Origin of the sequence: Cellulomonas phragmiteti (genome assembly GCF_016862775.1) — a bacterium.
Taxonomy (GTDB): Bacteria; Actinomycetota; Actinomycetes; order Actinomycetales; family Cellulomonadaceae; genus Cellulomonas; species Cellulomonas phragmiteti.
Genome location: NZ_BONP01000008.1, coordinates 149,584 through 173,309, shown reverse-complemented (window position 1 = coordinate 173,309; position 23,726 = coordinate 149,584). Strand labels below are relative to the sequence as shown.

Genomic DNA, 23,726 nt, shown 5'->3' with positions numbered 1-23,726 from the left:
CCGCGATCGTCGCCGCCAACGGGCTGGACGCCCGCGCGTCCATCCGCGCCGGCCAGCAGCTCACCATCCCCGGGACCGGCACCGGCTCCACGACCGGCACCGTGGCGCCGACCACGCAGCTCGTGGGCAACACCTTCGCGGGCCGCACGTACTCCTCGCAGGTGGTCGCCGCCGCGAACCAGAACAAGGCCACCCTCCTGGCGGCCGGCGTCCCGTCGCGCGCCGACATGCAGGCCAAGGTCGCCGCGACGGCCCGCGCGATGGGCGTCGACCCGGCGCTGGCGCAGGCCATCGCCCACCAGGAGTCCGGGTTCGACCAGACCGCGGTGTCCCCCGCCAACGCGATCGGGACGATGCAGGTCATCCCGTCCTCCGGCGAGTGGGCCTCGCAGCTCGTCGGCCGCCAGCTGAACCTGCTGTCCCCCGACGACAACGTCGTCGCGGGCGTCGCGATCCTGCGTTCGCTCGTGCGGACCTCCCCCGACCTGCCGACGGCCATCGCGTCCTACTACCAGGGTGCCGGTTCGGTGAAGCGCAACGGCATGTACGCCGACACCCGCCGGTACGTCGCGAACGTCCAGACCCTCATGACACGCTTCGGCTGACGCGCCCGGCTCCCCGGAACTGCCGTCCGCCGACCGTAGACTGCCGCGCGTGGGAACCACCGTCACTGATCCGCTCGTCGGCCGCCTGGTCGACGGCCGGTACGAGGTCGTCTCCCGCATCGCGCGCGGCGGCATGGCGACGGTGTACCTGGCCGTCGACCGTCGTCTCGACCGCGAGGTCGCGCTGAAGGTCATGCACCCCCACCTCGCGGAGGGCGCGTCCGGCGGCGCGTTCGTCGCGCGCTTCCGGCGCGAGGCCCGCAGCGCCGCGCGGCTGACGCACCCGGGGCTCGTCGGGGTCTTCGACCAGGGGGTCGACGGCGAGACGAGCTACCTGACGATGGAGTACGTCGACGGGACGAACCTGCGACGGCAGATCGCCGAGCAGGGTGCGCTGCGCGTGGGCGAGGCGCTGCGCGTCACGGAGAGCGTGCTCGACGCGCTCGCCGCGGCCCACCGCACGGGCCTGGTGCACCGCGACGTCAAGCCCGAGAACGTCCTCATCGCCTCCGACGACCGCGTACGCGTCGCGGACTTCGGGCTCGCCCGCGCCGTCACCGAGGTCACCTCGACGACGACGGGCACGGTGCTCGGGACGGTCGCGTACCTCGCCCCCGAGCTCGTCCAGCACGGCGCCAGCGACGCGCGCACCGACGTGTACGCCGTCGGCGTCATGCTGTTCGAGATGCTCACCGGTCGGCAGCCGTTCACCGGCGAGACCGCGATCCAGGTGGCGTTCCAGCACGTCAACTCCGAGATCCCGGCGCCCTCGACGCTCGTCGACTGGCTGCCGTCGGAGGTCGACGAGCTCGTGGGAGCCCTCGCCGCGCACAACCCCGACGACCGCCCCGTCGAGGCGGGCGCGGCGCTGCTGCTCGTCCGTCGGACGCGACTCGCGCTCGACGGCGTCACGCTCGACCGCCGTGCCGACGTCCGCCCGACGGTCGCGCTGCCCGCCGCGACCGACCCGGACGAGACCGACCTCCCGCTCGACCTGCACGCCGACGAGCCCGTCGACGACCCGGCGATGACCGCACGCGTCCCCGTCGGGGACCACGCACGGGGCGGCACCGTCGCGCTGCCGATCGGGCTCGGCGTGGTCGACACCCCCCGGGACGACCCTGCGCCGTCCCGTCGACGTCGCTGGCGCGCGCTCGCCGCGGTCCTCGGCGTCCTGGCCCTGCTCGGGCTCGGGACGTGGTGGTACCTCGAGGTCGGGCCCGGCGCCTACACGAGCGTCCCGGCGGTCGTCGGGGCGACCGAGGCGGACGCCGTCGCCGCGCTCGACGCGGCCGGACTGCAGCACACCCGTGCGGAGGCGTTCGACGACGAGGTGCCCGCCGGCTCCGTCACCGCGACCGACCCCGCACCCGGGGACTCGGTCCGCACCGACGGGACCGTCACGTACACCGTCTCCCTGGGGCCCGACCTGGTCGTCGTCCCCGACGGACTCGTGGGTGCCATGCAGGCGGACGCGAAGACGGCGCTCGAGGCAGCCGACCTCGTGGCCGGCTACGGCGACGAGCAGTACGACGACGAGGCACCCGCCGGCCAGGTCCTCAGCGCCACGCTGCCGGACGGCACCGCGGCCGAGTCGGGAGCGTCGATCCGGCGGGGCGCCACCGTCACCCTCGTGCTGTCCCGCGGGCCGGCCCCCGTCACGGTGACCTCGGTGGTGGGCATCACGGTCGAGGACGCGCAGGCGCAGCTGGGCGCGGACGCGCTGACGGTCGAGGCGACGGAGGCGTTCCACGACACCGTGCCCGCCGGTCGGATCATCGACCAGAACCCGGCCGCGCGCGCGACCGCCCACCGCGGCGACGTCGTGGCGGTGACGGTCTCGAAGGGGCCGGAGACCGTCGCGATGCCGGATCTCACGGGCAAGCAGTTCGACAAGGCGAAGGCTGAGCTGGAGAGCCTCGGCCTGACCGCCAAGCGCGAGAACGTCCTCGGAGGAATCTTCGGCACGGTCCGGACGCAGAGCGTCCCGGCGGGAGAGATGGTCCGCAAGGGCAGCGAGGTCGTCCTGCAGGTCGTCTGACCCGCTCGCGTCGCACACCGGCACGGGGCCCTCGCCGTCCCGACGCGCACACGTCGCCCCGACGCCGACCGTGGTGGTCGGCGTCGGGGCGACGTGTGCGCGTCACCTACGGGCTCAAGCGCGCCGCAGCAGCTCCACGACCTGGAAGGCCATCTCGAGGGACTGCTGGTGGTTCAGGCGCGGGTCGACGAGCGTCTCGTAGCGACGCGCGAGGCCCTCGTCGTCGATCTCCTCGGTCCCCCCGAGCACCTCGGTGACGTCATCGCCGGTGAGCTCGACGTGCAGTCCACCGGGCACCGTCCCCAGGGCACGGTGCACCTCGAAGAAGCCTGCGACCTCGTCCATGACGTCGCTGAACCGGCGCGTCTTGTAGCCGCTGGCGGACGTGATGCCGTTGCCGTGCATCGGGTCGCACACCCACGTGACGGGGCGCCCGTCGGCAGTGACCTTCTCAACGAGCGCCGGCAGCAGGTCGCGGACCTTGCCGGCACCCATGCGGGTCACGAACGTCAGACGGCCCGCCTCGCCCGTCGGGTTCAACCTGTCCATCAGCGCGATCGCGTCGTCGCCCGTCGTGGTCGGTCCGAGCTTGACGCCGAGCGGGTTCTGCACGCGCGAGAAGAAGTCGACGTGCGCCGAGTCGAGCTGGCGCGTGCGCTCCCCGATCCACAGGAAGTGGGCGGAGCAGTCGTACGGCAGTCCCGTGCGCGAGTCGATCCTGGTCAGGGGACGCTCGTAGTCGAGCAGCAGCCCCTCGTGCGCGGAGTAGAAGTCCACCGCGCGCAGCGCGTCGACGTCGGCCCCGCACGCCGACATGAAGCGGATCGCGCGGTCGATCTCGGCGGCGAGCTGCTCGTAGCGCGAGTACGCCGGGTTCGCGGTGAACCCGCGGTTCCACTCGTGCACGCGCAGCAACGAGGCGAAGCCGCCCGTCGTGAACGCGCGGATGAGGTTCAGCGTCGACGCGGACGTGTGGTACGCCTCGAGCAGCCGGTCCGGATCGGGGGTGCGGGCCTCGGGCGTGAACTCGAAGCCGTTGATGATGTCGCCCCGGAACGCGGGCAGCGTGACCCCGTCGCGGGTCTCGACGTCCGACGAGCGCGGCTTGGCGTACTGCCCCGCCATGCGGCCCATCTTCACGACCGGCAGGCTCGCGCCGTACGTGAGGACGACCGCCATCTGCAGGATCGTCTTGATCTTGTTGCGGATGTTGTCGGCCGTCGCCTCGGCGAACGTCTCGGCGCAGTCCCCGCCCTGCAGGACGAAGGCGTCGCCGCGGGACGCGGCCGCGAGCTGCGCACGCAGCGCGTCGGCCTCACCGGCGAACACGAGCGGGGGCAGACCGGCCAGCCGGTCGCGGACGCGGCGCACCTCGGAGGCGTCCGGCCACTGCGGCTGCTGCCCGACCGGCAGCGACTCCCAGACGTCGAGCCCCGCGACGACCCGCGGGTCCGGCTCCACGCTCATGAGTGGCTCGCCGGGACGACGGACTGGCCGATGTCGGCCATGAGCTCACCGAACCAGGGCTGCGACACGTCGAACGCCTTGCCGCCCGCGATCCGCGGGAACTCGATCGCCCGCAGCCGGTCGCCCTGCTCCTCGTCGTGGCCGATCACGCCGGACTCGCCGCGCAGCGCGCACTCGACGGCCAGGTCGGTCATCGACTTGATGAGCCGCAGGTCCTCGGCGTTGGCGGCGGCGGCCCGCGAGTAGTAGCCGGACTTCTGGACCATGACCTTCTCGGCCCCGAGCTTCTCGGCGAACTGCTTGGCGAACCACTGACCCGGGTTGATCGTGTCGAGCTTCACGTGGCCGAACGGGTCGCGCTGGACCGTCTCGCCCGACGCCTCCAGCTGCTCGACGATCTCGTGCATGCCGGCACCCTCGGACAGGAAGATGTTGACGTTGCCCTGCTCGTCCATGACGCCCTTGAGGCGCGCCGCCTCGGCGTCGATGTCGAGCGCGAGCTCGGGCAGGAAGACCGCGTGGATGTCCCAGCGCTCGCGCGACAGGCCGATCTCGGGCACCCACTCCTGCGTGCCGAGCCACCTGCGGTACTCCGCCGCGGCGGCAGCCGTCAGCCACCCGCAGTGGCGCCCCATGACCTCGTGCACGATGAGCATCCGCGGGCCGGACCGGTGCTCCCCGATGATGTTCGCGGCGAACCCGGCGGCCTCCTCGGCCGCGGTCCACGCCCCGAGCGACTGGCGGATCGGCACGACGTCGTTGTCGATCGTCTTGGGCAGACCGACGACCGTCAGCTCGTAGCCGTTCTCGTGCAGGTACGCGGCCAGGTCGGCGGCCGTGGTGTTGGTGTCGTCACCACCGATCGTGTGCAGGACGTCGACGCCGTCGGCCTTGAGCCGCTCGGCCGCGACGTGCAGCGGGTCCTGGCCCTCGGCGACCAGGCCGCGCTTGACGCAGTCCTTGGCGTTGGTGAGCTTGACGCGCGAGTTGCCGATCGGCGAGCCGCCGAACCGGTGCAGCACGCCGGCCTTGGCCCGGACCTCGGGCGTGATCGTCACGCTGTCCCCGCGCAGCAGCCCGTGGTAGCCGTGCTGGTAGGCGATGATCTCGACCTCGGGGGCGATCTCCGTGTAGCGCTCGATGAGCCCGCCGACGGCGGACGACAGGCAGGGAGCGAAACCGCCGGCGGTCAGAAGGGCGACGCGACGGACCGACATGGGACACACCTCTCGTTGGCAGAGCACTGACGGGCGCGGGTGCGGGGACGCACCCGGCCGGCGCCCAGCGTGGGGCTCGCGAGCGGCGCACGACCGGGACCGAGGTCCGGGGCGGGCCGCCGCGCGGGGACGGCGGGCACGCACCCGACGGGCACGCGCACGGGCCCGGCACACGTCCGGGTCCGCCTCATCCTACTGACGGTGGCGCCTCGTCCTGCGGAGGGACCGGAACCTGGACATCGGGCACCGGACGGCCGCCCGGAGCGGCCGGCATGGCGCCCGCGTCCTCGGCACCCGCGCGGTGCCCGGTCGCGATCCGCGCCTTCTGCGTGGCGGCGTAGACGTCGACGTACTCCTGGCCCGACAGGCTCATGATCGCGTACATGATCTCGTCGGTGACCGAGCGCAGGATGAACCTGTCGTTCTCCATGCCGCGGTAGCGCGAGAAGTCCAGGGGCTCCCCGATGACCACGCCGATGCGCATGACCTTGGGGATGCGCCGACCCAGGGGCTGCGCGACGTCCGTCCCGACCATCGCCACGGGCACGACGGGTGCTCCGGACTCCAGCGCGAGGCGCGCGACACCGGTCTTGCCGCGGTACAGCCGTCCGTCCGGACTGCGGGTGCCCTCGGGGTAGATGCCGAACAACCCGCCCTCGGACAGCCGGCGCAGCCCCGTGCGCAGGGCCGCCTCGCCGGCCTTGCCGCCGCCGCGGTCGACGGGGATGGTCCCGACCCCCCGCATGAAGCCCGCGGTCATGCGGCCCTTGAGACCGGCGCCGGTGAAGTACTCCTGCTTGCCGATGAACACGATCTCGCGGTCCAGCACGAGCGGCAGGAAGAAGGAGTCGATGACGGCCAGGTGGTTGCTCGCGAGGATCGCGCCGCCGTCGGCAGGGACGTGTGCGGCGCCGCGCACCCACGGCCGGTAGACCAGCCGCAGCAGGGGCCCGACGACGACCCGCTTCATCAACCAGTAGAACAACGTGTCTCCTCGCTCGACGTCCACCGCACCGCGTCGCGCCGCGGCGCCGGTCGGTCCCGCGGACCTGCCACCGACCTCGACGGGTCGGTACGTCGGGTCCGACTCTAGAGTGCTCCCATGGACGCACGTCCCGACGACGACGCCGAGGGCGGCGAGATCACCGGTGCGCAGCACCCGACCGACCGCCCCGAGCCTCCCGACGACGACCGCCCGGCGCCGCCGCCCGCAGGGGCGACACCGCCGCGCACGGACGACGACGAGGTCTGGGCGTCGATCGTCGCGCGGCTCTCCGACGACGACGGCGGCACCGACCCCGCGGTGCTCCGGTCGCTGTTCGGCGCCCAGGACGGGGCACCTGACCCGGGCGGTGCGCCGGACGACGGGCTCGCGACGGGCGGCCCGGCGCGCCCCGTCGGACGCGACTGGGACGGGACGACCCAGTACGACGCGGCGGAGGACGCGGTCGACGAGCTCGAGCACTTCGTCCCCGCCGACCCCGGGCCGGTCACGAGCGGCGACCCCCTGCTGACGCTGGCGTGGGGCGCGGCCGCGGGCGTGCCCCTGTTCATGCTCGTCGCCGTCACGGTCTGGCGCGACGCCCCGGCCCTGCTCGTGCGGGCCGCGCTGGTCGTGTTCGTCGTCGCCGTGGGCGTGCTCGTGTGGCGGATGCCGCAGCGCCGGGACCCGTCGGACGACGACGGCGCGGTCGTCTGACGACCGCGCCTCACGGCGCCGGGCGCGCGCCCGGTCAGATCCGCGCGAGGTCGGCGGCGCCGACCATGCCGGCGTCGTTGCCCATGTCGGCCACGACGATCGCCGCCTCGGGCCGGTGCCCGCGGCCCGAGAGCTGCTCGCCGAACGCCTTGCGGGCCGGCGCGAGCACCAGGTCGCCCGCGGCGCTGACGCCGCCGCCGATGACGAACAGCTCGGGGTCGAGCAGCGCCGCGACGCTCGCGGCGCCCTCCCCCACCCAGCGGCCCACCTCGGCGAGCAGCTCCACGGCGAGCGGGTCGCCCGCCTGGGCGGCGCCCGTGACGAGCGGTCCCGTGACCGCCTCCGCCCGGCCCCCCGCGAGGGCGAGCAGGCCGGCGGCCTGCTCGGGCCGGGTGACCAGGGCCGCGCGCGCGTCGCGCACGAGCGCCGACCCGGAGACGTACTGCTCCCAGCAGCCCTGGTGGCCGCACCCGCACCAGTGCCCGCCGGGGACGACGCGCATGTGCCCGATCTCGGCGGCTGCGCCCCAGGCGCCGCGCGCGAGACGCCCGCCGGTGACGATCGCTCCGCCGAGCCCGGTGCCCAGCGTCAGCATGACCATGTCCTCGACGTCCCGACCGACCCCGTACCGGAACTCGGCCCAGCCCGCGGCGTTGGCGTCGTTCTCGACGACGATCCGGACGGCGGGGTCGGCGATGAGGGCGGCGACGTTGTCGCGCAGCGGGTACTCGCGCCACGCGATGTTCGGGGCGAACAGCACCCGTGCGCGGTCCGAGGCGACGAACCCGGCGGCGGCCAGGCCCACCTGCCGTACCTCGTAGGAGGCGCTCAGCTCCCGGTACACGTCCGCGATGGCGGCGTCGATGCTCGCCGCGTCGTCGGGGTCGGTGTCCCGCCGTGTCTTCGCGAGGATCGTCCCCGCCTCGTCGACCACGCCCGCCGCGATCTTCGTCCCGCCGATGTCGACCCCGATGGCGTGCATGTCCTGGTCCGCTCCTGCCCTCGCCGCCGCGCGTCCGTCGCGCGGCGGCCACCACGCTAGCGGCAGTCCGCGGGGTGCGGGAGCGCGACCACGGGCGCCGGTGGGGCCCCGCACGTCGTGGGCCCCGCCGACGTGGGCGTGGCCTGCGACTCCACCCGGCGGTCGTCCGCTGACCAGGTACCGACGTCCCGTATCCTCGTGGCACGTTCGCCCCCCTGCCACTGGAGTCAGCATGGACGAGTCCCACAGCCCGCTCCTCATCGAGGTCGACCCGTCGGACAACCTCAACGACCTGCTCGCGTCCCGCGTCCGCAGCACCCCCGACCGGGTGCTCGTCGAGCGCCACGTCGACGGGCAGTGGCTGCCGATGACGGCACGTGAGTACGACGCCGCGATCGTGGCCGCCGCCCGCGGGCTCGTCGCGAAGGGCGTGCAGCCCGGCGACCGGGTCGGCATCATGTCCCGCACCCGCTACGAGTGGTCGCTGCTGGACTGGGCGACCTGGGCCGTCGGTGCCGTGCCGGTGCCGCTGTACGAGACGTCGTCGGCCGAGCAGGTCGCGTGGATCCTCACCGACGCCGACGTGAGCCTGCTGGTCGTCGAGACGGCGGCGCACGCGGCGGTCGTCGCCGAGGTCCGCGACCAGGCGCCGACGCTGCGCGAGGTGATGATCATCGACGACGGCGCCGTGGACGAGCTGGTCGCCGCGGGGACGGGTGTCGACGAGGCGGAGGTGGCACGGCGTCGGGGGCTCGCCGCGCGCGACGACCTCTCGACGATCATCTACACGTCGGGGACGACCGGCCGGCCCAAGGGCGTCGAGCTGACGCACGGCAACTTCGCCGCGCTGACCGTCAACGCCGTCGAGAAGCTCAACGTCGTGGTGGCCAAGCCGGGCTCGCGCACGATGCTGTTCATGCCGCTCGCGCACGTGTTCGCGCGGTTCGTCCACGTGCTGACCGTCCCGGCGGGCGCGACCCTCGGGCACTGGCCGGACCCCAAGACGCTGGTCGAGGGCATCGGCACCTTCCGGCCGACCTTCATCCTGTCCGTGCCCCGCGTCTTCGAGAAGGTCTACAACTCCGCCGAGCAGAAGGCCGCGGCGGGCGGCAAGGGCGCGATCTTCCAGCGCGCCGCCAAGACCTCGATCGTCTACTCGCGGGCCCTGGACACCCCGCGCGGGCCGAGCCCCTGGCTGCGCCTGCAGCACAAGGTCGCCGACGTGCTCGTGCTGTCCAAGCTGCGCAAGGTGCTCGGCGGCCAGGTCGAGTGGGCCATCTCCGGCGGCGCGCCGCTCGGCGAGCGCCTCGGCCACTTCTACCGCGGGGTGGGCCTCAAGGTGCTCGAGGGCTACGGCCTGACCGAGACCACGGCGCCCGCCACGGTGAACCTGCCTGAGCGCACCAAGATCGGGACGGTCGGCCCGGCCCTGCCGGGCACGTCGCTGCGCCTGGCCGCGGACGGCGAGATCGAGATCAAGGGCATCCAGGTGTTCCGCGGGTACCACGGCAACGCCGAGGCCACCGCCGAGGCCCTGGACGACGGCTGGCTCCGGACCGGTGACCTCGGCTCGATCGACGAGGACGGGTTCCTGCGGATCACCGGCCGCAAGAAGGAGATCATCGTCACCGCCGGCGGCAAGAACGTGGCGCCCAGCGTGCTCGAGGACCGGCTGCGCGGTCACCCCCTGGTGAGCCAGGTGGTCGTCGTCGGTGACCAGCGGCCGTTCATCGGCGCGCTGATCACGCTGGACCCGGAGGGCGTGCCCGGGTGGCTCTCGGCGCACGGCAAGCCGGCGATGTCGATCGAGGAGGCCGCGAAGGACCCCGACGTGCTGGCGTCGCTCGACAAGGCCGTCGAGCGCACCAACAAGGCCGTGTCGCGCGCCGAGTCGATCCGGCGCTACCGCATCCTGGACCGCGACCTGACGATCGCCGACGGGTACCTCACGCCCAAGCTCAGCGTGCGCCGCTCGGCCGTCCTGCAGGACTTCGCCGCGGACGTCGACGCGCTGTACGCCGAGGGTGAGCGCTGACCGCAGCACCGGCACGTCCCGCGCCCCCGGCCCACGGTCGGGGGCGCGGTCGCGTCACGGCCCGTCGTCAGCGCCGGCGCAGGCGCGCCACGAGCGTCGCCGACGGCACCGCCCAGGCCCCCGCGGCCTCCACGTCCCGGACCACCTCCTGGTCGGACGTCACCACGACCAGGACGCGCCCGGGCGGCTCGGCACCGACGAGCTGGCGCAGCAGGTCGTCCGCCGTCTCCCCCGCGGTGAACAGCACGCGCACCCCCCGCTGCGCCGTCACGGCCCGCCCGCCCGCCTGCCCGTCGAAGCAGCAGGTGACCTCGGCACCGGTCTGGGCCACCAGCGCGCCCATGCCGTCGACGAGCAGCCGCCGCTGGTCGGCCAGCGTCGTGTGCGGCCAGCCCGTCTTCGACACGTTGTAGCCGTCCACCAGCAGGTGGGCCCGCGGCAGCCGCAGCAGGTCGTCGAGGAGGGCCGGGTCGTCGACCGAGCGTCCCCGCGACGTCGGCCGCTCGTGGGGTGCCGCCCCGACGGGGGCGACCAGGTCGGCCGGCAGCTCGCGGACCGGGGGCAGCGCGAGCTCGGCCCGCAGGCCCGCGGCGGCGTCCACGACCGTGTCGAGGAGCAGCCGGAGGCGTGACTCCGCGAGCCGGTGGCCGGCGCGCGCCTCGTCCCGCGTCGACGCCCGCTCCGCGGCCGCGGCACGGAGGTCCGCCGCGGCCCGTGCGCGCTCGTCCGCCGCGGCGGCCAGGTCGGCGGCCGCGCGGCGGGCGTCCTGCGCCGCGGCGTCGGCGAGCACCCGTGCGTCGCTGCGTGCGCGGTCGGCGTCCGAGCGCAGCCGCCGCAGCTCGCGCTGGAGGGCCGCGAGCTCGTCGCGGGCTGCGCGCTCGGCCTCCCGGGCGACGCCGACCGCGGCACGCAGCCGTTCGAGCTCCCGCTCGAGGGCCGCGAGACGACGCGCCCCGACGTCGTCGGCCGGGGGGACGTCCTGCGGCACCAGGTGCTGCCACGGCAGCCCCTGGAGCCAGGCACCGACGGCGGCGTCGACGCCCGCCGTGCCCGCCGACGGGGCGGCGTCCGCCGAGGAGCCGTCGGTCGGGTCGTGCGCCTGCAGCCAGACCCGGGTGACCCGGGCGCGGAACGCCTCGTCCTCCTGCAGCGCCGCCCACAGCGGTTGCGCGCCGGCGACGGCCCGCCGGCGGGGCGCGAACCGCCGGACGGCGAGCAGCGCCGCCGGGGTCTGGGCGGGCTCGGTGTCGGCCAGCACGTCGGCCGCGAGCCGCACGATCGCCGCGCGCACCTGCGACGGGACGTCGGCGTCCGTGGCGTCCTGCGCCTCCTGCTGCTGACCCGCCATGGCGCCAGCCTAGGACGCGCCCGCGGCGCGGCCGCGCCGCCCTGTCGGACGTCCCCGGTACGGTCCGGGTCATGTCCAGCCCGCGTCGACTGCGTCCGCCCGACGGGGCCCTGCCGGTCGCGGGGTCGACGCCCGTGCAGGTGGCGCTCGACGAGCTCGGGACCCCGCTGCGGGACGTGACCTTCGTGGTCGTCGACCTCGAGACGACCGGCGGGAGCGCGACGGCGGACGCGATCACCGAGATCGGCGCCGTCAAGGTACGCGGTGGGGAGGTCCTCGGGGAGTTCCAGACCCTGGTCGACCCCGGAGGCCCGGTCCCCCCGTTCATCCAGGTCCTCACCGGGATCACGACCTCGATGCTCGTCGGCGCCCCCACCATCGCCCAGGTCCTGCCGAGCTTCCTCGAGTTCGCGCGCGACGCCGTGCTCGTCGCGCACAACGCACCTTTCGACGTGGGCTTCCTGCGCGCCGCCGCCGGTCGCTGCGACCGCGCCTGGCCGGGGTTCCAGGTGGTGGACACGGTGCGGCTCGCGAGACGCGTGGTGCTGCGCGACGAGGCCCCCAACCACAAGCTGTCGACCCTCGCCGCCCTGTTCGGCGCGCAGGAGACGCCCAACCACCGCGCCCTGGCCGACGCGCGGGCGACGGTGGACGTGCTGCACGCGCTGCTCGGCCGGCTCGCCCCGCTCGGGGTGACGCACCTCGAGGACCTCGCGACGGCCACGGACCCCGTGCCCGCCGACGTGCGGCGCCGCCGCAGCCTGGCCGACGACCTGCCCGACGCGCCGGGGGTGTACCTGTTCCGTGGTCCGCGCGAGGAGGTGCTCTACGTCGGTGTGTCGACGACGTCGCTGCGCCGCCGCGTCCGCAGCTACTTCACCTCCGCCGAGAAGCGGGGCCGCATGACGGAGATGGTGCGCCTCGCCGTGCGGGTCGACCCGGTGCCGTGCGCGTCACCGCTCGAGGCCCGGGTCCGCGAGCTCCGCCTCATCGCCGAGCACGCACCGCGCTACAACCGCCGGTCGCGCGCCCCGGAGCGCATGCCCTGGGTCCGCCTGACCGACGAGCCCTTCCCGCGCCTGTCGGTCGTCCGCGACGTGCGGGCGGGCACCGCGCACATCGGCCCGTTCGCGTCGCACGCCCTCGCGCAGCAGGCGGTCGACGCGCTGCACGCCTCGTTCGCCGTCCGGCAGTGCACCGGGCGGCTGCCGGCCCGCCCTGCGCCGGGTGCGCACGCGTGCGTGCTCGCGGAGGTCGGGCGCTGCGGTGCACCCTGCGTCGGGGGCCAGGACGTCGCCGCCTACGGCGCGGTCGCCGGTGCCGTGCGGGACGCGATGACGGGTGACCCGCGCGCGGTGGCCCAGGCGCACGCCGCCCGGATCCGCACGCTCGCGACGCAGGAGCGGTTCGAGGAGGCGGGCACGGTGCGCGACCGGCTCACCGCGTTCGTCCGCGGTGCGGGACGCGCCCAGCGTCACGAGCGCGCCGCCCGGTGCCGCGAGCTCGTCGCGGCGCGGCGGACCGACGAGGGCGGCTGGGAGATCGTGCTGGTCCGGTACGGACGGCTCGCGGGCACCGCGGTGGTGGACCGTCGTACCGACCCGCGGCCCGTCGTCGCGAGCCTGCGCGCCGGCGGAGAGCACGTCGCTGCGCCCGTGGCACCCGCGACCGCTGCCCACCCCGAGGAGACCGACCTGGTGCTGGCGTGGCTGGAGCAGCCCGGGGTCCGGCTCGTCGAGGTCGACGGCGAGTGGTCGTCCCCGGTGCGCTCGGCCCAGGCCGTGCGGGACGCCGCCGCCGCGGTCACGCTCGACCTGGTCGCGCCCCGTGCACCGCTCGTCGACGACGTGCCCGCCTCGGCCTCCGCGGCGGCGCAGCGCACGGCATGATGGCTGCCATGCTCACTGCCATCGTGCTGATCGACTGCGACGCCGCCCGCATCCCCGAGGTCGCTGCCGCGACCGCGGACATCGAGGGCGTCAGCGAGGTCTACTCGGTCACCGGGGAGGTCGACCTCATCGCCCTGGTCCGCGTCCGCGAGCACGAGCGGCTCGCGGACGTCATCGCGGACAAGGTCAGCAAGGTCGAGGGAGTGCTGCGCACGCAGACGTACATCGCGTTCCGTGCGTACTCCCGCCACGACCTCGAGGAGGCGTTCTCGCTCGGTCTCGAGGACTGAGCGCACCGCCGTCAGGCGGCCGCGGCCGCCCGCCAGCGGTCGAGCACGGCCGCGGTCGCGCCGTCGTCGATCGCCCGTTCCGCGTGGCCGGCGCCCGCCACGAGGCGCTCCACGAGCGTGCCCTCGTCGGTGCCCGGCAGCGTGCCGTCGGCCACGAGCGCGGCTGCCGCGTTGAGCACGACGGTGTCGCGCACCGGACCGCGCTCGCCGGCGACGAGCGAACGCACGACGGCGGCGTTCTCCTCGGCCGCCCCACCGCGGAGCTGGTCGATCGTCACCCGGCCGACCCCCGCGGCCTGCCAGTCGACGACCTCCTCGCGCACGGCGCCGTCCCGCACCTCCCAGAACCTGGTGGGACCCGTCGTCGCGATCTCGTCGAGACCGTCGTCCTCACCGCGGAAGACGAGCGCCGAGCGACCCCGCGACGCCAGCACGCCCGCGATCAGGCCGGCCATGCGCGCGTCGGCGACGCCGATGGCACTCGACTGCGGCTGGGCCGGGTTGGTCAGCGGGCCCAGGAAGTTGAAGGCCGTCGCGATGCCCAGGTCGCGTCGGGTCGCCCCGGCGTGCCGCATGGACGGGTGGAAGGCCCCGGCGAAGCAGAACGTGATACCCACCTCGGTCGCGAGGGCCGCGACCCGGTCGAGCGGCAGGTCGAGCCTGATGCCGAGCGCCTCGAGCACGTCGGCCGAGCCCGTCGACGACGAGGCCGCGCGGTTGCCGTGCTTGACGACCGTCAGCCCGGCGCCGGCGACGACCAGGGCCGCCATCGTGGAGATGTTCACCGTGTGCAGCCGGTCGCCGCCGGTGCCGACGATGTCGACCGTGCGTCCGGCGACGTCGAACCGGTGGGCGTGCTCGAGCATCTGGTCGGCGAGCCCGGCGAGCTCGGCCACGGTCTCCCCCTTGGCGCGCAGCGCCACGAGGAACCCGGCGACCTGCGACGGGGACGCCTCGCCGCTCATGATCCGGTCCATCGCCCAGGCCGCGTGCGCGCTGTCGAGGTCCTGGCCCCGGACCAGCGAGGTGAGCAGGTCGGGCCAGGTGACGGCGCCCGTCATCCGCGGGCCGCCGCGGCGTGGACCAGGCCGGACACGGCGGCGTGCAGCACGACCGGGTCCAGGGGCCGGCTGACCACGGCGTCGGCGTTGGACCACGAGGCGAGCCAGGCGTCCTGCGGGCGCCCGGTGAGCACGAGCACGGGCGGGCAGTCGTACACCTCGTCCTTGAGCTGGCGGCACAGCCCCAGGCCGCCGACCTTGTCGGCCTCGCCGTCGAGCACCAGGACGTCCGCGCCCCCGGCGTCCGCCACGGCGATGGCGGCGTCCGCGGTGGCCACCTCGGTCCACTCGATGTCGGGCTCGCCGCGTCCGAGACGCCGCCCGACCGCGAGGCGCACCTGCTCGCGTGCGTCGACGTCGTCGCTGTACAGCAGGATGCGCGGCGCGCGGGCCGCCGGGTTCGCGGTGCTCATGGTGCCTCTCCATCGTCGTCGACGTGCAAGGGGCATCTTGGCACGTCGCCCCGCCGCCGGGGGCGCCGCACCCCGTCGCGACGTCGCGCCGCGGCCACGGCAGGTCACGAGAAAGTGACGATGTGACATATCCCCGGGGGCCGACGTGGGCCGAACGACCCATGCCCGGCGCTCGTCAGCCATAATGGCGGGGTGTCGACCGCAACGGCTGCCTCGCGCCCTGTCTCCCACGTGACCGTGAACCGACCGAACCCTGTGTCGGTCGGGACGATCGTGTGGCTCGCCAGCGAGCTCATGTTCTTCGCCGGGCTGTTCGCCATGTACTTCACGGTGCGGGCGGCGGTCCCCGAGGAGTTCGCGCTCCAGGCCGACAAGCTCAACCTGCAGTTCGCCTTCGCGAACACGACCATCCTGGTGCTGTCGTCGGTGACGTGCCAGATGGGTGTGTGGGCCGCCGAGCGGCTCCAGCCGGTGCGCAGCGGCTCGCTGCTGCAGTTCTGGCGCTGGGGCATGAACGAGTGGATCACGCTGACCTACGTCATGGGCGCGGTCTTCATCGGTGGGCAGATCTTCGAGTACGCCGAGCTGGTCGAGCACGGGCTGACGATCTCCTCGTCGCCGTACGGGTCGGTCTTCTACCTCACGACCGGCTTCCACGGGCTGCACGTCGTCGGCGGCCTCATCGCGTTCCTCTTCCTGCTGGGCCGCTCCTTCGCGGCCAAGCGGTTCACCCACCACGAGGAGACGACCGCGATCGTCACCTCCTACTACTGGCACTTCGTGGACGTCGTCTGGATCGCGCTGTTCGCGGTCATCTACCTGGTCCGATGACGTCGTCCGGCCCGTCGCGACGGGCCGGCGCACCCCACCCGCACACCCCCGACACGCGAGACGAGGACCGATCCGTGAAGGCACTCGCAGCCCGCAGGCACGACCGGCGTGCGCCGGTCGTGCTGCTCCTGCTGGCGCTGCTGCTCACCGGCGCGCTGTACGCCGTGCTGTCCCCGACGTCCGCCGACGCCGCACCCGCGGCGGCCACGGCGGACCAGGTCGAGACCGGTGAGAAGCTGTTCCAGGCCAACTGCGCGACGTGCCACGGGCCGGACGCCACCGGGCGGGACGACGTCCCCTCGCTCGTCGGCGTCGGCGCCGCGTCGGTCGACTTCCAGGTCGGCACCGGGCGCATGCCGATGCAGATGAACGGGCCGCAGGCACCCGCCAAGCCCGCCCAGTTCGACGAGGAGCAGATCGCCGCGCTCGCCGCGTTCGTGGCCGCCCTCGGCCCCGGTCCCGCGGTGCCGACCGCCGAGCAGGTCGACCCGGCGCTCGGCGACCCCGCGAACGGCATGGCCCTGTTCCGCACCAACTGCGCGATGTGCCACAACGCCATCGGCGCCGGCGGCGCGCTGTCCCAGGGCAAGTGGGCACCGAACCTGTGGGAGGTGACCCCCACGCACGTCTACGAGGCGATGGTCACCGGGCCGCAGTCCATGCCGGTCTTCAACGAGGCGACGCTCACGCCGGACGAGAAGCGCGACATCATCGCGTTCCTCGACCTGCAGGGTGAGGGCGCTCCCGGCGGCCTCGACCTCGGCAGCCTCGGGCCCGTGAGCGAGGGCCTGTGGGCCTGGGTCGTCGGCATGGGGCTCCTCATCGGCGCAGCAGTCTGGATCGGAGCGAGGTCCTCGTGAGCATCACCCCCGTCAACGGTCACGACGACCACGAGCACGGCGACACCGCGGGCTCGGACGTCGCCCTGCGCGAGGGCGAGAACAGCGTCGGCAAGTTCCGCAACCCCGGTTTCGGTCCTCACCGGCCCCGTCGCTCGGACGTCGACCCGGCCGCGAACAAGCGGGCGGAGCGCCAGGTCGTCGTGCTGTTCGCGATCTCGATCCTGGGCACGATCGGCTTCGTCGTCGCGTACTTCGCGCTGCCGCCGGGCGAGACGCTGGCCTCGATGCGCACGTCGAACCTCGCGCTCGGCCTGGGCCTGGCGTTCTCCCTGCTGGGCATCGGCCTCGCCGCCGTCCACTGGGCGAAGTCGCTGATGAACGACCACGAGAAGGCCGAGGACCGGCACGCGCAGCGCACCAGCGACGCGGGGCGGGCCGAGGCCCTGCAGGTGCTGAAGGACGGCGCCGACGACTCGGCGATCGGGCGGCGCGGCGTGCTCAAGGGCGCCCTGGTCTCCTCGCTCGCCCTCTTCCCGCTCACCCTCGCGCTCCCGCTCATCGGCGAGGTCGGCGAGGACTGGAACGTCTCGAAGTTCAAGCGCACACTGTGGGCGAAGAACAAGAAGCTCACGATCGACCCGACCGGGCGCCCGATCAAGGCGTCGGACGTCACCGTCGGCTCGGTCGTGCACGTGATCCCCGAGGGCCTGGACGAGGCCGAGGCTCCGCTGGACGAGAAGGCCAAGGCCGTCGTCCTGCTGGTCCGGATGGACCCCCGGGACATCAAGTCCGAGCAGGGCGAGGGCTGGTCGTACGACGGCATCGTCGCCTTCTCGAAGATCTGCACCCACGTGGGATGCCCGGTGGCGCTGTACGAGCAGCAGACGCACCACCTGCTGTGCCCGTGCCACCAGAGCACGTTCGACGTCGCCGACGGCGCCAAGGTCGTGTTCGGTCCCGCCAAGCGGCCGCTGCCCCAGCTGCCGATCACCGTCGACGACGAGGGCTACCTGGTCGCGCAGAGCGACTTCGCCGAGCCCATCGGTCCGAGCTTCTGGGAGCGTCTGCGATGACGACGACCACCGCACCGACGGGCGGCGGCAAGGCCGCCGCCGCCACCGCCGACTACCTCGACCAGCGCACCGGCATCGGGACCGCGGTCAAGGAGTTCGCGCGCAAGATCTTCCCCGACCACTGGTCGTTCCTGCTGGGCGAGATCGCGCTGTACAGCTTCGTCACGCTGCTGATCTCCGGCGTGTTCCTCACCATGTTCTTCGTCCCGAGCATGGCCGAGGTCCACTACGAGGGCCCCTGGGCGACCATGAACGGCGTCGAGATGTCCGAGGCGTACGCCTCGACGCTGCGCCTGTCGTTCGAGGTGACCGGTGGTCTACTCATGCGGCAGATCCACCACTGGGCCGCCCTGATCTTCATGGCCGCGATCGTCACCCACATGATGCGCGTGTTCTTCACCGGCGCGTTCCGCAAGCCGCGCGAGCTCAACTGGGTCGTCGGCTTCGTGCTGATGATCCTGGGCCTCGCCGCCGGCTTCACCGGCTACTCGCTGCCGGACGACGTGCTGTCCGGCAACGGTCTGCGGATCACCGACGGCGTCGTGCGTGCCGTGCCGATCCTCGGCAGCTACCTCTCGTACTTCATCTTCGGTGGCGAGTTCCCCGGCCACGACGTGATCCCACGCCTGTTCACGCTGCACATCCTCGTCGTGCCGGGCCTGATCCTCGCGCTCATCGCGCTGCACCTGTTCTTCGTCGTGCTGCACAAGCACACGCAGTACCCGGGCTCGGGCCGGACCAACGCCAACGTGGTGGGGTACCCGCTGTTCCCGATCTACGTCGCGAAGGCGGGCGGCTACTTCTTCGTCGTGTTCGGCATCATCGCGCTGATGGGCGCGACGATGTCGATCAACCCGGTCTGGAACTACGGGCCGTACGACCCCTCCCCCGTGTCCGCCGGCGCCCAACCCGACTGGTACATGCTGTTCCTCGAGGGATCGCTGCGCCTCATGCCCGGCCAGACCGAGTACGTGCTGTTCGGTCCCGACGGCTGGACGCTGTCGCTCAACGTCCTGATCCCGGCGATGATCGTGCCGGGCATCCTGTTCAGCCTGCTCGCGCTGTACCCCTTCCTCGAGGCGTTCGCGACCGGCGACAAGCGGGAGCACCACCTGCTCGACCGCCCGCGCAACCGCCCGTTCCGCACCGCGTTCGGCGTGTCGGTCCTCGTCGCGTTCTTCATCCTCGTGCTGGCCGGCGCGAACGACCTGATCGCGACGCACTTCCAGATGTCGCTGAACGACATCACCTGGGTGTTCCGGATCCTGTTCTTCGTGGGCCCGTGGGCCGCGTTCGTGGTCACCAAGCGGATCTGCCTCGGCCTGCAGCGCAAGGACCGCGAGCTGGTCCTGCACGGTCACGAGACCGGCCAGATCGTCCGCTTCGCCTCGGGCGAGTACATCGAGGTCCACAAGCCGCTGGACGCGCACGAGCGCTGGCTGCGGGTGCAGCACGACGCGATCCGTCCGATCGAGATCGCACCCGCGGAGGACTCGCGCGGTGTCCGGCGCCAGGGCTACCGCCTGGACCGGATGCGCCAGCGGATCTCCCAGGTGTTCTACGAGGACCGCGTCGAGCCCGTCACGCCGACCGAGCTCGCGGCGTCCCACTCGCACGGCGAGCACGACGCCCTGGGCTCCGACCAGGAGAAGGCTCCCGCCCAGCTGCTGGCCGAGGGCGCGCCCACGGGCGGCGGCCGGCGACTCCGCTCGCAGGACGAGACGGATCCCGACACGCGGAACACGTGATCCTGGGCCAGAGTTGACCTGACAGACGACCGCTCGCGGTGTCCGGCCGGACGTGCCGGGCACCGCGACGGCGTTTCCGGGCGGGTGCCCCGTGCGCCCGCCAACCGACGCAGGAGAGGTACGAGATGGCTGACTACACGCTCCCGGATCTGCCGTACGACTACGCGGCGCTCGAGCCGCACATCTCCGGCAGGATCATGGAGCTGCACCACGACAAGCACCACGCCGCGTACGTCGCGGGCGCGAACACGGCGCTCGAGAAGCTTGCCGCGGCGCGCGAGGCCGACGACTTCGCGACGGTGAACCTGCAGGAGAAGAACCTCGCGTTCAACCTCGGCGGGCACGTCAACCACTCGGTGTTCTGGGAGAACCTCTCGCCCGACGGTGGCGACAAGCCGACCGGCGAGCTGGCCGCGGCGATCGACGAGTTCTTCGGCTCGTTCGAGGCGTTCCAGAAGCACTTCGCCGCCAACGCGCTCGGGATCCAGGGCTCCGGCTGGTCCATCCTCGGGTGGGACTCCGTCGGCCAGAAGCTCGCGATCTTCCAGCTCTACGACCAGCAGAGCAACTACCCGCTCGGCCTCGTGCCCATCGTCGTCCTCGACATGTGGGAGCACGCGTTCTACCTCGACTACGTCAACGTCAAGGCGGACTACGTCAAGGCGTGGTGGAACATCGTCAACTGGGCCGACGCCGCGGCGCGCTTCACGCGCGCCCGCACCCAGACCTCGGGGCTCATCGTCCCCGCCTGACACCTCGCAGCGGCACTGGTCGGACGAGCCCGTCCTGGCCGGCGCCCCGCGCACGGCAGCAGCCGTCCGGCCCCGTCGGGGTCGGGCGGCTGTCGTCGTCGCAGGACACCGACGACCGACCACTCGGACCCGGTCGGCGCCGGTACGACACGCGCCGAGGGCCCGGCACGCACCGTGCCGGGCCCTCGTCGTCCGCGCTGAGCGCGGCAGGTGGATCAGTGGGCGTGCTGCCCGCGGGAGAACTCGAACATCCACCCGACGAGGCCGACGACGCCGAGCACAGCAGCCGGGACCATGAGCCACCAGCCGGCGGCCATGGCGAGGAAGGCGATGGACCCGGCGAGGGCCACGACGAGCGGCCACCAGCTCCACGGGCTGAAGGTGCCCTGGTTCCCCGCACCCTGCTCGATCTCGCCGAGCTCGTCGTCCTCCGGACGCGCGTCGATGCGACGCGCGAGCAGAGCGAAGTACCCGCCGATCATGCCGACCAGCCCGCCGACCAGCGGGATGCCGACCGTGCCGACCGCCTCGCCACCGCTCCAGAACCCATAGATCAGCCCGACCGGGATGAAGAAGAGGATCCCGTACAGGAAGAGCTGTGCCTCGATCTTCATCGCTCGTCCTCCTCGCGGCGCGCGCGCACGTCCTCGATGTCGTTCTCGACGACCGTGGCCGACGACTGGTGCTCCTCGCCGGTCCCCCGCTCCATGCGCTCCTCGGCGAGCTCACGCTCGCCCGTCTGGTCAGGTGCCCAGTCGAACGGACCGGGGTCCGCCGGTGCCACGTGGTCCATGGCGGCGACCTCCGGGTGGTGCAGGTCGAAGGCGGGACGCTCGGAGCGGATCCGCGGCAGCGACGTGAAGTTGTGCCGCGGCGGCGGGCAGCTCGTGGCCCACTCGAGCGAGCCACCGAAGCCCCAGGGGTCGTCGACCGTCACCTTGGGGGCGTTGCGCCACGTCACGTACACGTTCCAGAGGAACGGCAGCGTCGACGCCGCGAGGATCGCGGACCCGACCGTGGAGACCTGGTTCATCCACGTGAACCCGTCGGCCGGCGAGTAGTCGGCGTAGCGGCGCGGCATGCCGATGACCCCGAGCCAGTGCTGGATGAGGAACGTCATGTGGAAGCCGACGAAGAGCACCCAGAAGTGGATCTTGCCGAGCCGCTCGTCGAGCATGCGGCCGGTGAACTTGGGCCACCAGAAGTAGAAGCCCGCGAACATGGCGAAGACGACCGTGCCGAAGACCACGTAGTGGAAGTGCGCGACCACGAAGTAGGTGTCGGACAGGTGGAAGTCCAGCGCGGGGCTCGACAGGATCACACCCGTGAGGCCTCCGAAGAGGAAGGTCACGAGGAAGCCGATGGTCCACAGCATCGGCGTCTCGAACGTGAGCTTGCCGCGCCACATGGTGCCGATCCAGTTGAAGAACTTCACGCCGGTCGGCACGGCGATGAGCATCGTCATGAACGCGAAGAACGGCAGCAGCACCGCACCCGTCGCGTACATGTGGTGCGCCCACACCGTCACGGACAGGGCCGCGATCGCGATCGTCGCGTAGACGAGGCCCTTGTAGCCGAAGATCGGCTTGCGGCTGAAGACCGGGAGGATCTCCGTCACGATGCCGAAGAACGGCAGCGCGATGATGTAGACCTCGGGGTGGCCGAAGAACCAGAACAGGTGCTGCCACAGCAGCGCCCCGCCGTTGTCCGGGTTGAACACCTGGGCCCCCAGGCGCCGGTCGGCGCCGAGGGCGAACAGCGCGGCGGCCAGCGGCGGGAACGCCATGAGCACCAGCAGCGACGTCACCAGGGTGTTCCAGGTGAAGATCGGCATGCGGAACATCGTCATGCCGGGAGCACGCATCGTGACGATCGTGGTGATGAAGTTGACGGCGCCGAGGATCGTGCCGAACCCGGTCAGCGCGAGGCCGAAGACCCAGAGGTCTCCCCCGAGGCCTGGCGAGTACAGCTGGTTGGACAGCGGCGCGTAGGCGAACCACCCGAACGACGCGGCACCCTGCGGCGTGAGGAAGCCGGCCGCGGCGATGAGGCCGCCGAACAGGTAGAGCCAGTACGCGAACATGTTCAGCCGCGGGAAGGCGACGTCCGGCGCACCGATCTGCAGCGGCATGAGGATGTTGGCGAAGCCCGCGAACAACGGGGTCGCGAACAGCAGCAGCATGATCGTGCCGTGCATCGTGAACGCCTGGTTGTACTGCTCCTTCGACTGGAACAGGTCCATCCCCGGGGCGAACAGCTCGGCGCGGATGAGCAGCGCGAGGATGCCGCCGATCGCGAACCAGGCGAACGACGTGATCAGGTACAGGTACCCGATCGTCTTGTGGTCGGTGGAGGTGATCCACTTCACGACCGTCCGCCCCAGCGTCTGGCGCCGGGGCGACAGACCGGGGATCACCTCGGTGTGCGCCGCCATCAGTTCTCTTCCTCCGCCACGTCGTTCAGGTCCTGCTGCCGGCTGTACTCGAGGCCGAGCGCACCCGTCTGGCCGCGCTCACGCAGCTCCTCCATGTGCGCGTCGTACTCCTCCTGGGAGACGACCGCGACGTTGAACAGCATGGAGGAGTGCTCCTCCCCGCAGAGCTCGGCGCACTTGCCGCGGTACACGCCCTCGCGGGTCGGCGTCACCTGGAAGGTGTTGGTGTGCCCCGGGATCATGTCGAGCTTGTAGAGGAACTCCGGGATCCAGAACGAGTGGATGACGTCACGTGCGTCGAGCGTGAACTCCACGCGCTGGTCGACCGGCAGGTACAGCGTGACCTGCTCGCCGAGGGCGGCCTCGTCACCACCGATGTCCTGCGCGTGCTGGCCGGTCTCGTAGACGTCGTCGTCGAGGTAGTTGAAGTCCCAGCTCCACTGCTTGCCGATGACCTGGATGTTCACGTCCGGCTCGGCCGAGGTGTCCTGCAGCGCCAGGGTGTCCTCGTTGGTGTGGTAGAAGAGCACGCCCACCATCACGATCGGGAGCAGGACGTACATGATCTCCAGCGGGACGTGGTACCTCAGCTGGACGGGCAGCGTGTGGTCGTCCTTGCGCTTGCGGTAGACCGCGACGCACCACAGGATCAGCCCCCACGTGATGGCGCCGACCGCCAGCGCCGCGATCCACGAGCCGACCCACAGCGAGACGATGCGCCCCGTCTGGTCGGTGACCTCGTGGTCGGAGTAGCCGGGGAGCCAGCCACGCTGGACGGTCTCGGAGCAGCCGCTGAGCACCAGCACGAGCGTCGTGGCCAGCACGGCGACGACGGCGCGCCGGGTGCGGCGGGGGGGAACCGGGTGCACGGGCAACCTTCCACTCGCGTCCCACCGACGACGGCCCGATCGCGGGCGCACAGCCGTGCGGGACCTTCGTCCTCGACCCGGCCAGCCTAGCCTGCCGTGGCGCCCCTCACGTGCTGCACCGCACGTTTGA

General features: G+C 72.6%; 21 protein-coding genes. 11 read left to right on the top strand and 10 right to left on the bottom strand.

Features of this window, described 5'->3' with window-relative positions; genetic code table 11:
• A partial coding sequence (locus Cph01nite_RS09100) for a lytic transglycosylase domain-containing protein (protein WP_203673405.1) occupies positions 1-605 on the top strand: 605 nt, incomplete at its 5' end.
• Between the two features lie 49 nt (positions 606-654).
• On the top strand, positions 655-2,646 hold the full coding sequence (gene pknB, locus Cph01nite_RS09095; RefSeq protein ID WP_203673403.1) for a Stk1 family PASTA domain-containing Ser/Thr kinase: 1,992 nt from the start codon (positions 655-657) through the stop codon (positions 2,644-2,646).
• 114 nt (positions 2,647-2,760) lie between these two features.
• Here pknB and Cph01nite_RS09090 read toward each other — a convergent pair whose 3' ends face one another.
• From Cph01nite_RS09090 to Cph01nite_RS09080, 3 genes are all read right to left on the bottom strand, one after another.
• Positions 2,761-4,113: a class II 3-deoxy-7-phosphoheptulonate synthase gene (locus Cph01nite_RS09090; RefSeq protein ID WP_203673401.1), complete on the bottom strand. Its 1,353-nt coding sequence runs from the start codon at positions 4,111-4,113 to the stop codon at positions 2,761-2,763.
• Positions 4,110-5,330 carry a pyrophosphate--fructose-6-phosphate 1-phosphotransferase gene (locus Cph01nite_RS09085; RefSeq protein WP_203673398.1) on the bottom strand — a complete coding sequence of 407 codons (1,221 nt, stop codon included), beginning with the start codon at positions 5,328-5,330 and terminating at the stop codon, positions 4,110-4,112. The genes Cph01nite_RS09090 and Cph01nite_RS09085 overlap by 4 nt, the downstream gene beginning before the upstream one ends.
• A 187-nt stretch (positions 5,331-5,517) precedes the next feature.
• The gene (locus Cph01nite_RS09080; protein WP_239069152.1) at positions 5,518-6,315 is read right to left on the bottom strand and encodes a lysophospholipid acyltransferase family protein; all 798 of its coding nucleotides are present in this window, start codon (positions 6,313-6,315) and stop codon (positions 5,518-5,520) included.
• 117 nt (positions 6,316-6,432) lie between these two features.
• Between Cph01nite_RS09080 and Cph01nite_RS09075 the strand changes: the two genes are divergently transcribed.
• The gene (locus Cph01nite_RS09075) at positions 6,433-7,029 is read left to right on the top strand and encodes a hypothetical protein (protein WP_203673397.1); all 597 of its coding nucleotides are present in this window, start codon (positions 6,433-6,435) and stop codon (positions 7,027-7,029) included.
• Between the two features lie 34 nt (positions 7,030-7,063).
• On the opposite strand, the gene Cph01nite_RS09070 is transcribed toward Cph01nite_RS09075, so the two are convergent.
• A complete protein-coding gene (locus Cph01nite_RS09070; protein ID WP_203673395.1) occupies positions 7,064-8,011 on the bottom strand; it encodes an ROK family glucokinase in 948 nt (315 codons plus the stop codon).
• Positions 8,012-8,243: 232 nt separating this feature from the next.
• Here Cph01nite_RS09070 and Cph01nite_RS09065 point away from each other — a divergent pair, with 232 nt between their 5' ends.
• Positions 8,244-10,046 carry an AMP-dependent synthetase/ligase gene (locus tag Cph01nite_RS09065; RefSeq protein ID WP_203673387.1) on the top strand — a complete coding sequence of 601 codons (1,803 nt, stop codon included), beginning with the start codon at positions 8,244-8,246 and terminating at the stop codon, positions 10,044-10,046.
• A gap of 67 nt (positions 10,047-10,113) precedes the next feature.
• Here Cph01nite_RS09065 and Cph01nite_RS09060 read toward each other — a convergent pair whose 3' ends face one another.
• Positions 10,114-11,394 carry an NYN domain-containing protein gene (locus Cph01nite_RS09060; protein ID WP_203673385.1) on the bottom strand — a complete coding sequence of 427 codons (1,281 nt, stop codon included), beginning with the start codon at positions 11,392-11,394 and terminating at the stop codon, positions 10,114-10,116.
• Positions 11,395-11,465: 71 nt separating this feature from the next.
• On the opposite strand from Cph01nite_RS09060, the gene Cph01nite_RS09055 reads away from it, so the two are divergent.
• Positions 11,466-13,283, top strand: a complete 1,818-nt coding sequence (locus Cph01nite_RS09055; RefSeq protein WP_203673383.1) for a DEDD exonuclease domain-containing protein — start codon at positions 11,466-11,468, stop codon at positions 13,281-13,283.
• Positions 13,284-13,291: 8 nt separating this feature from the next.
• Entirely contained in the window at positions 13,292-13,573 is a 282-nt protein-coding gene (locus Cph01nite_RS09050; RefSeq protein ID WP_203673382.1) for an Lrp/AsnC family transcriptional regulator, read from the top strand.
• A gap of 11 nt (positions 13,574-13,584) precedes the next feature.
• On the opposite strand, the gene trpD is transcribed toward Cph01nite_RS09050, so the two are convergent.
• Positions 13,585-14,634, bottom strand: coding sequence for an anthranilate phosphoribosyltransferase (trpD, locus tag Cph01nite_RS09045; RefSeq protein WP_203673381.1), 1,050 nt, complete (start codon positions 14,632-14,634; stop codon positions 13,585-13,587).
• A complete protein-coding gene (locus Cph01nite_RS09040; protein ID WP_203673380.1) occupies positions 14,631-15,047 on the bottom strand; it encodes a response regulator transcription factor in 417 nt (138 codons plus the stop codon). Before Cph01nite_RS09040 ends, trpD begins: the two co-directional genes overlap by 4 nt.
• A gap of 192 nt (positions 15,048-15,239) precedes the next feature.
• Here Cph01nite_RS09040 and ctaE point away from each other — a divergent pair, with 192 nt between their 5' ends.
• From ctaE to Cph01nite_RS09015, 5 genes are all read left to right on the top strand, one after another.
• Positions 15,240-15,878, top strand: coding sequence for an aa3-type cytochrome oxidase subunit III (ctaE, locus tag Cph01nite_RS09035; protein WP_203673379.1), 639 nt, complete (start codon positions 15,240-15,242; stop codon positions 15,876-15,878).
• Positions 15,879-15,952: 74 nt separating this feature from the next.
• Positions 15,953-16,738 (top strand): cytochrome bc1 complex diheme cytochrome c subunit, encoded by a 786-nt coding sequence (gene qcrC / locus Cph01nite_RS09030; protein ID WP_203673378.1) that lies wholly within the window; start codon positions 15,953-15,955, stop codon positions 16,736-16,738.
• A complete protein-coding gene (qcrA, locus tag Cph01nite_RS09025; protein WP_203673377.1) occupies positions 16,735-17,793 on the top strand; it encodes a cytochrome bc1 complex Rieske iron-sulfur subunit in 1,059 nt (352 codons plus the stop codon). The genes qcrC and qcrA overlap by 4 nt, the downstream gene beginning before the upstream one ends.
• Positions 17,790-19,541: a cytochrome bc1 complex cytochrome b subunit gene (qcrB, locus tag Cph01nite_RS09020; RefSeq protein ID WP_203673370.1), complete on the top strand. Its 1,752-nt coding sequence runs from the start codon at positions 17,790-17,792 to the stop codon at positions 19,539-19,541. Before qcrA ends, qcrB begins: the two co-directional genes overlap by 4 nt.
• A gap of 125 nt (positions 19,542-19,666) precedes the next feature.
• The gene (locus Cph01nite_RS09015; RefSeq protein ID WP_203673368.1) at positions 19,667-20,293 is read left to right on the top strand and encodes a superoxide dismutase; all 627 of its coding nucleotides are present in this window, start codon (positions 19,667-19,669) and stop codon (positions 20,291-20,293) included.
• A 215-nt stretch (positions 20,294-20,508) separates the two neighbouring features.
• On the opposite strand, the gene Cph01nite_RS09010 is transcribed toward Cph01nite_RS09015, so the two are convergent.
• Genes Cph01nite_RS09010 through ctaC form a run of 3 tightly spaced genes read right to left on the bottom strand, consistent with a single transcriptional unit; the run spans position 20,509 to position 23,596 of the window.
• Positions 20,509-20,907, bottom strand: coding sequence for a cytochrome c oxidase subunit 4 (locus Cph01nite_RS09010; protein ID WP_203673365.1), 399 nt, complete (start codon positions 20,905-20,907; stop codon positions 20,509-20,511).
• Positions 20,904-22,727: an aa3-type cytochrome oxidase subunit I gene (ctaD, locus tag Cph01nite_RS09005; RefSeq protein WP_203673363.1), complete on the bottom strand. Its 1,824-nt coding sequence runs from the start codon at positions 22,725-22,727 to the stop codon at positions 20,904-20,906. The genes Cph01nite_RS09010 and ctaD overlap by 4 nt, the downstream gene beginning before the upstream one ends.
• On the bottom strand, positions 22,727-23,596 hold the full coding sequence (gene ctaC, locus Cph01nite_RS09000; protein ID WP_203673361.1) for an aa3-type cytochrome oxidase subunit II: 870 nt from the start codon (positions 23,594-23,596) through the stop codon (positions 22,727-22,729). The genes ctaD and ctaC overlap by 1 nt, the downstream gene beginning before the upstream one ends.
• Between the last annotated feature and the right edge of the window lie 130 nt (positions 23,597-23,726).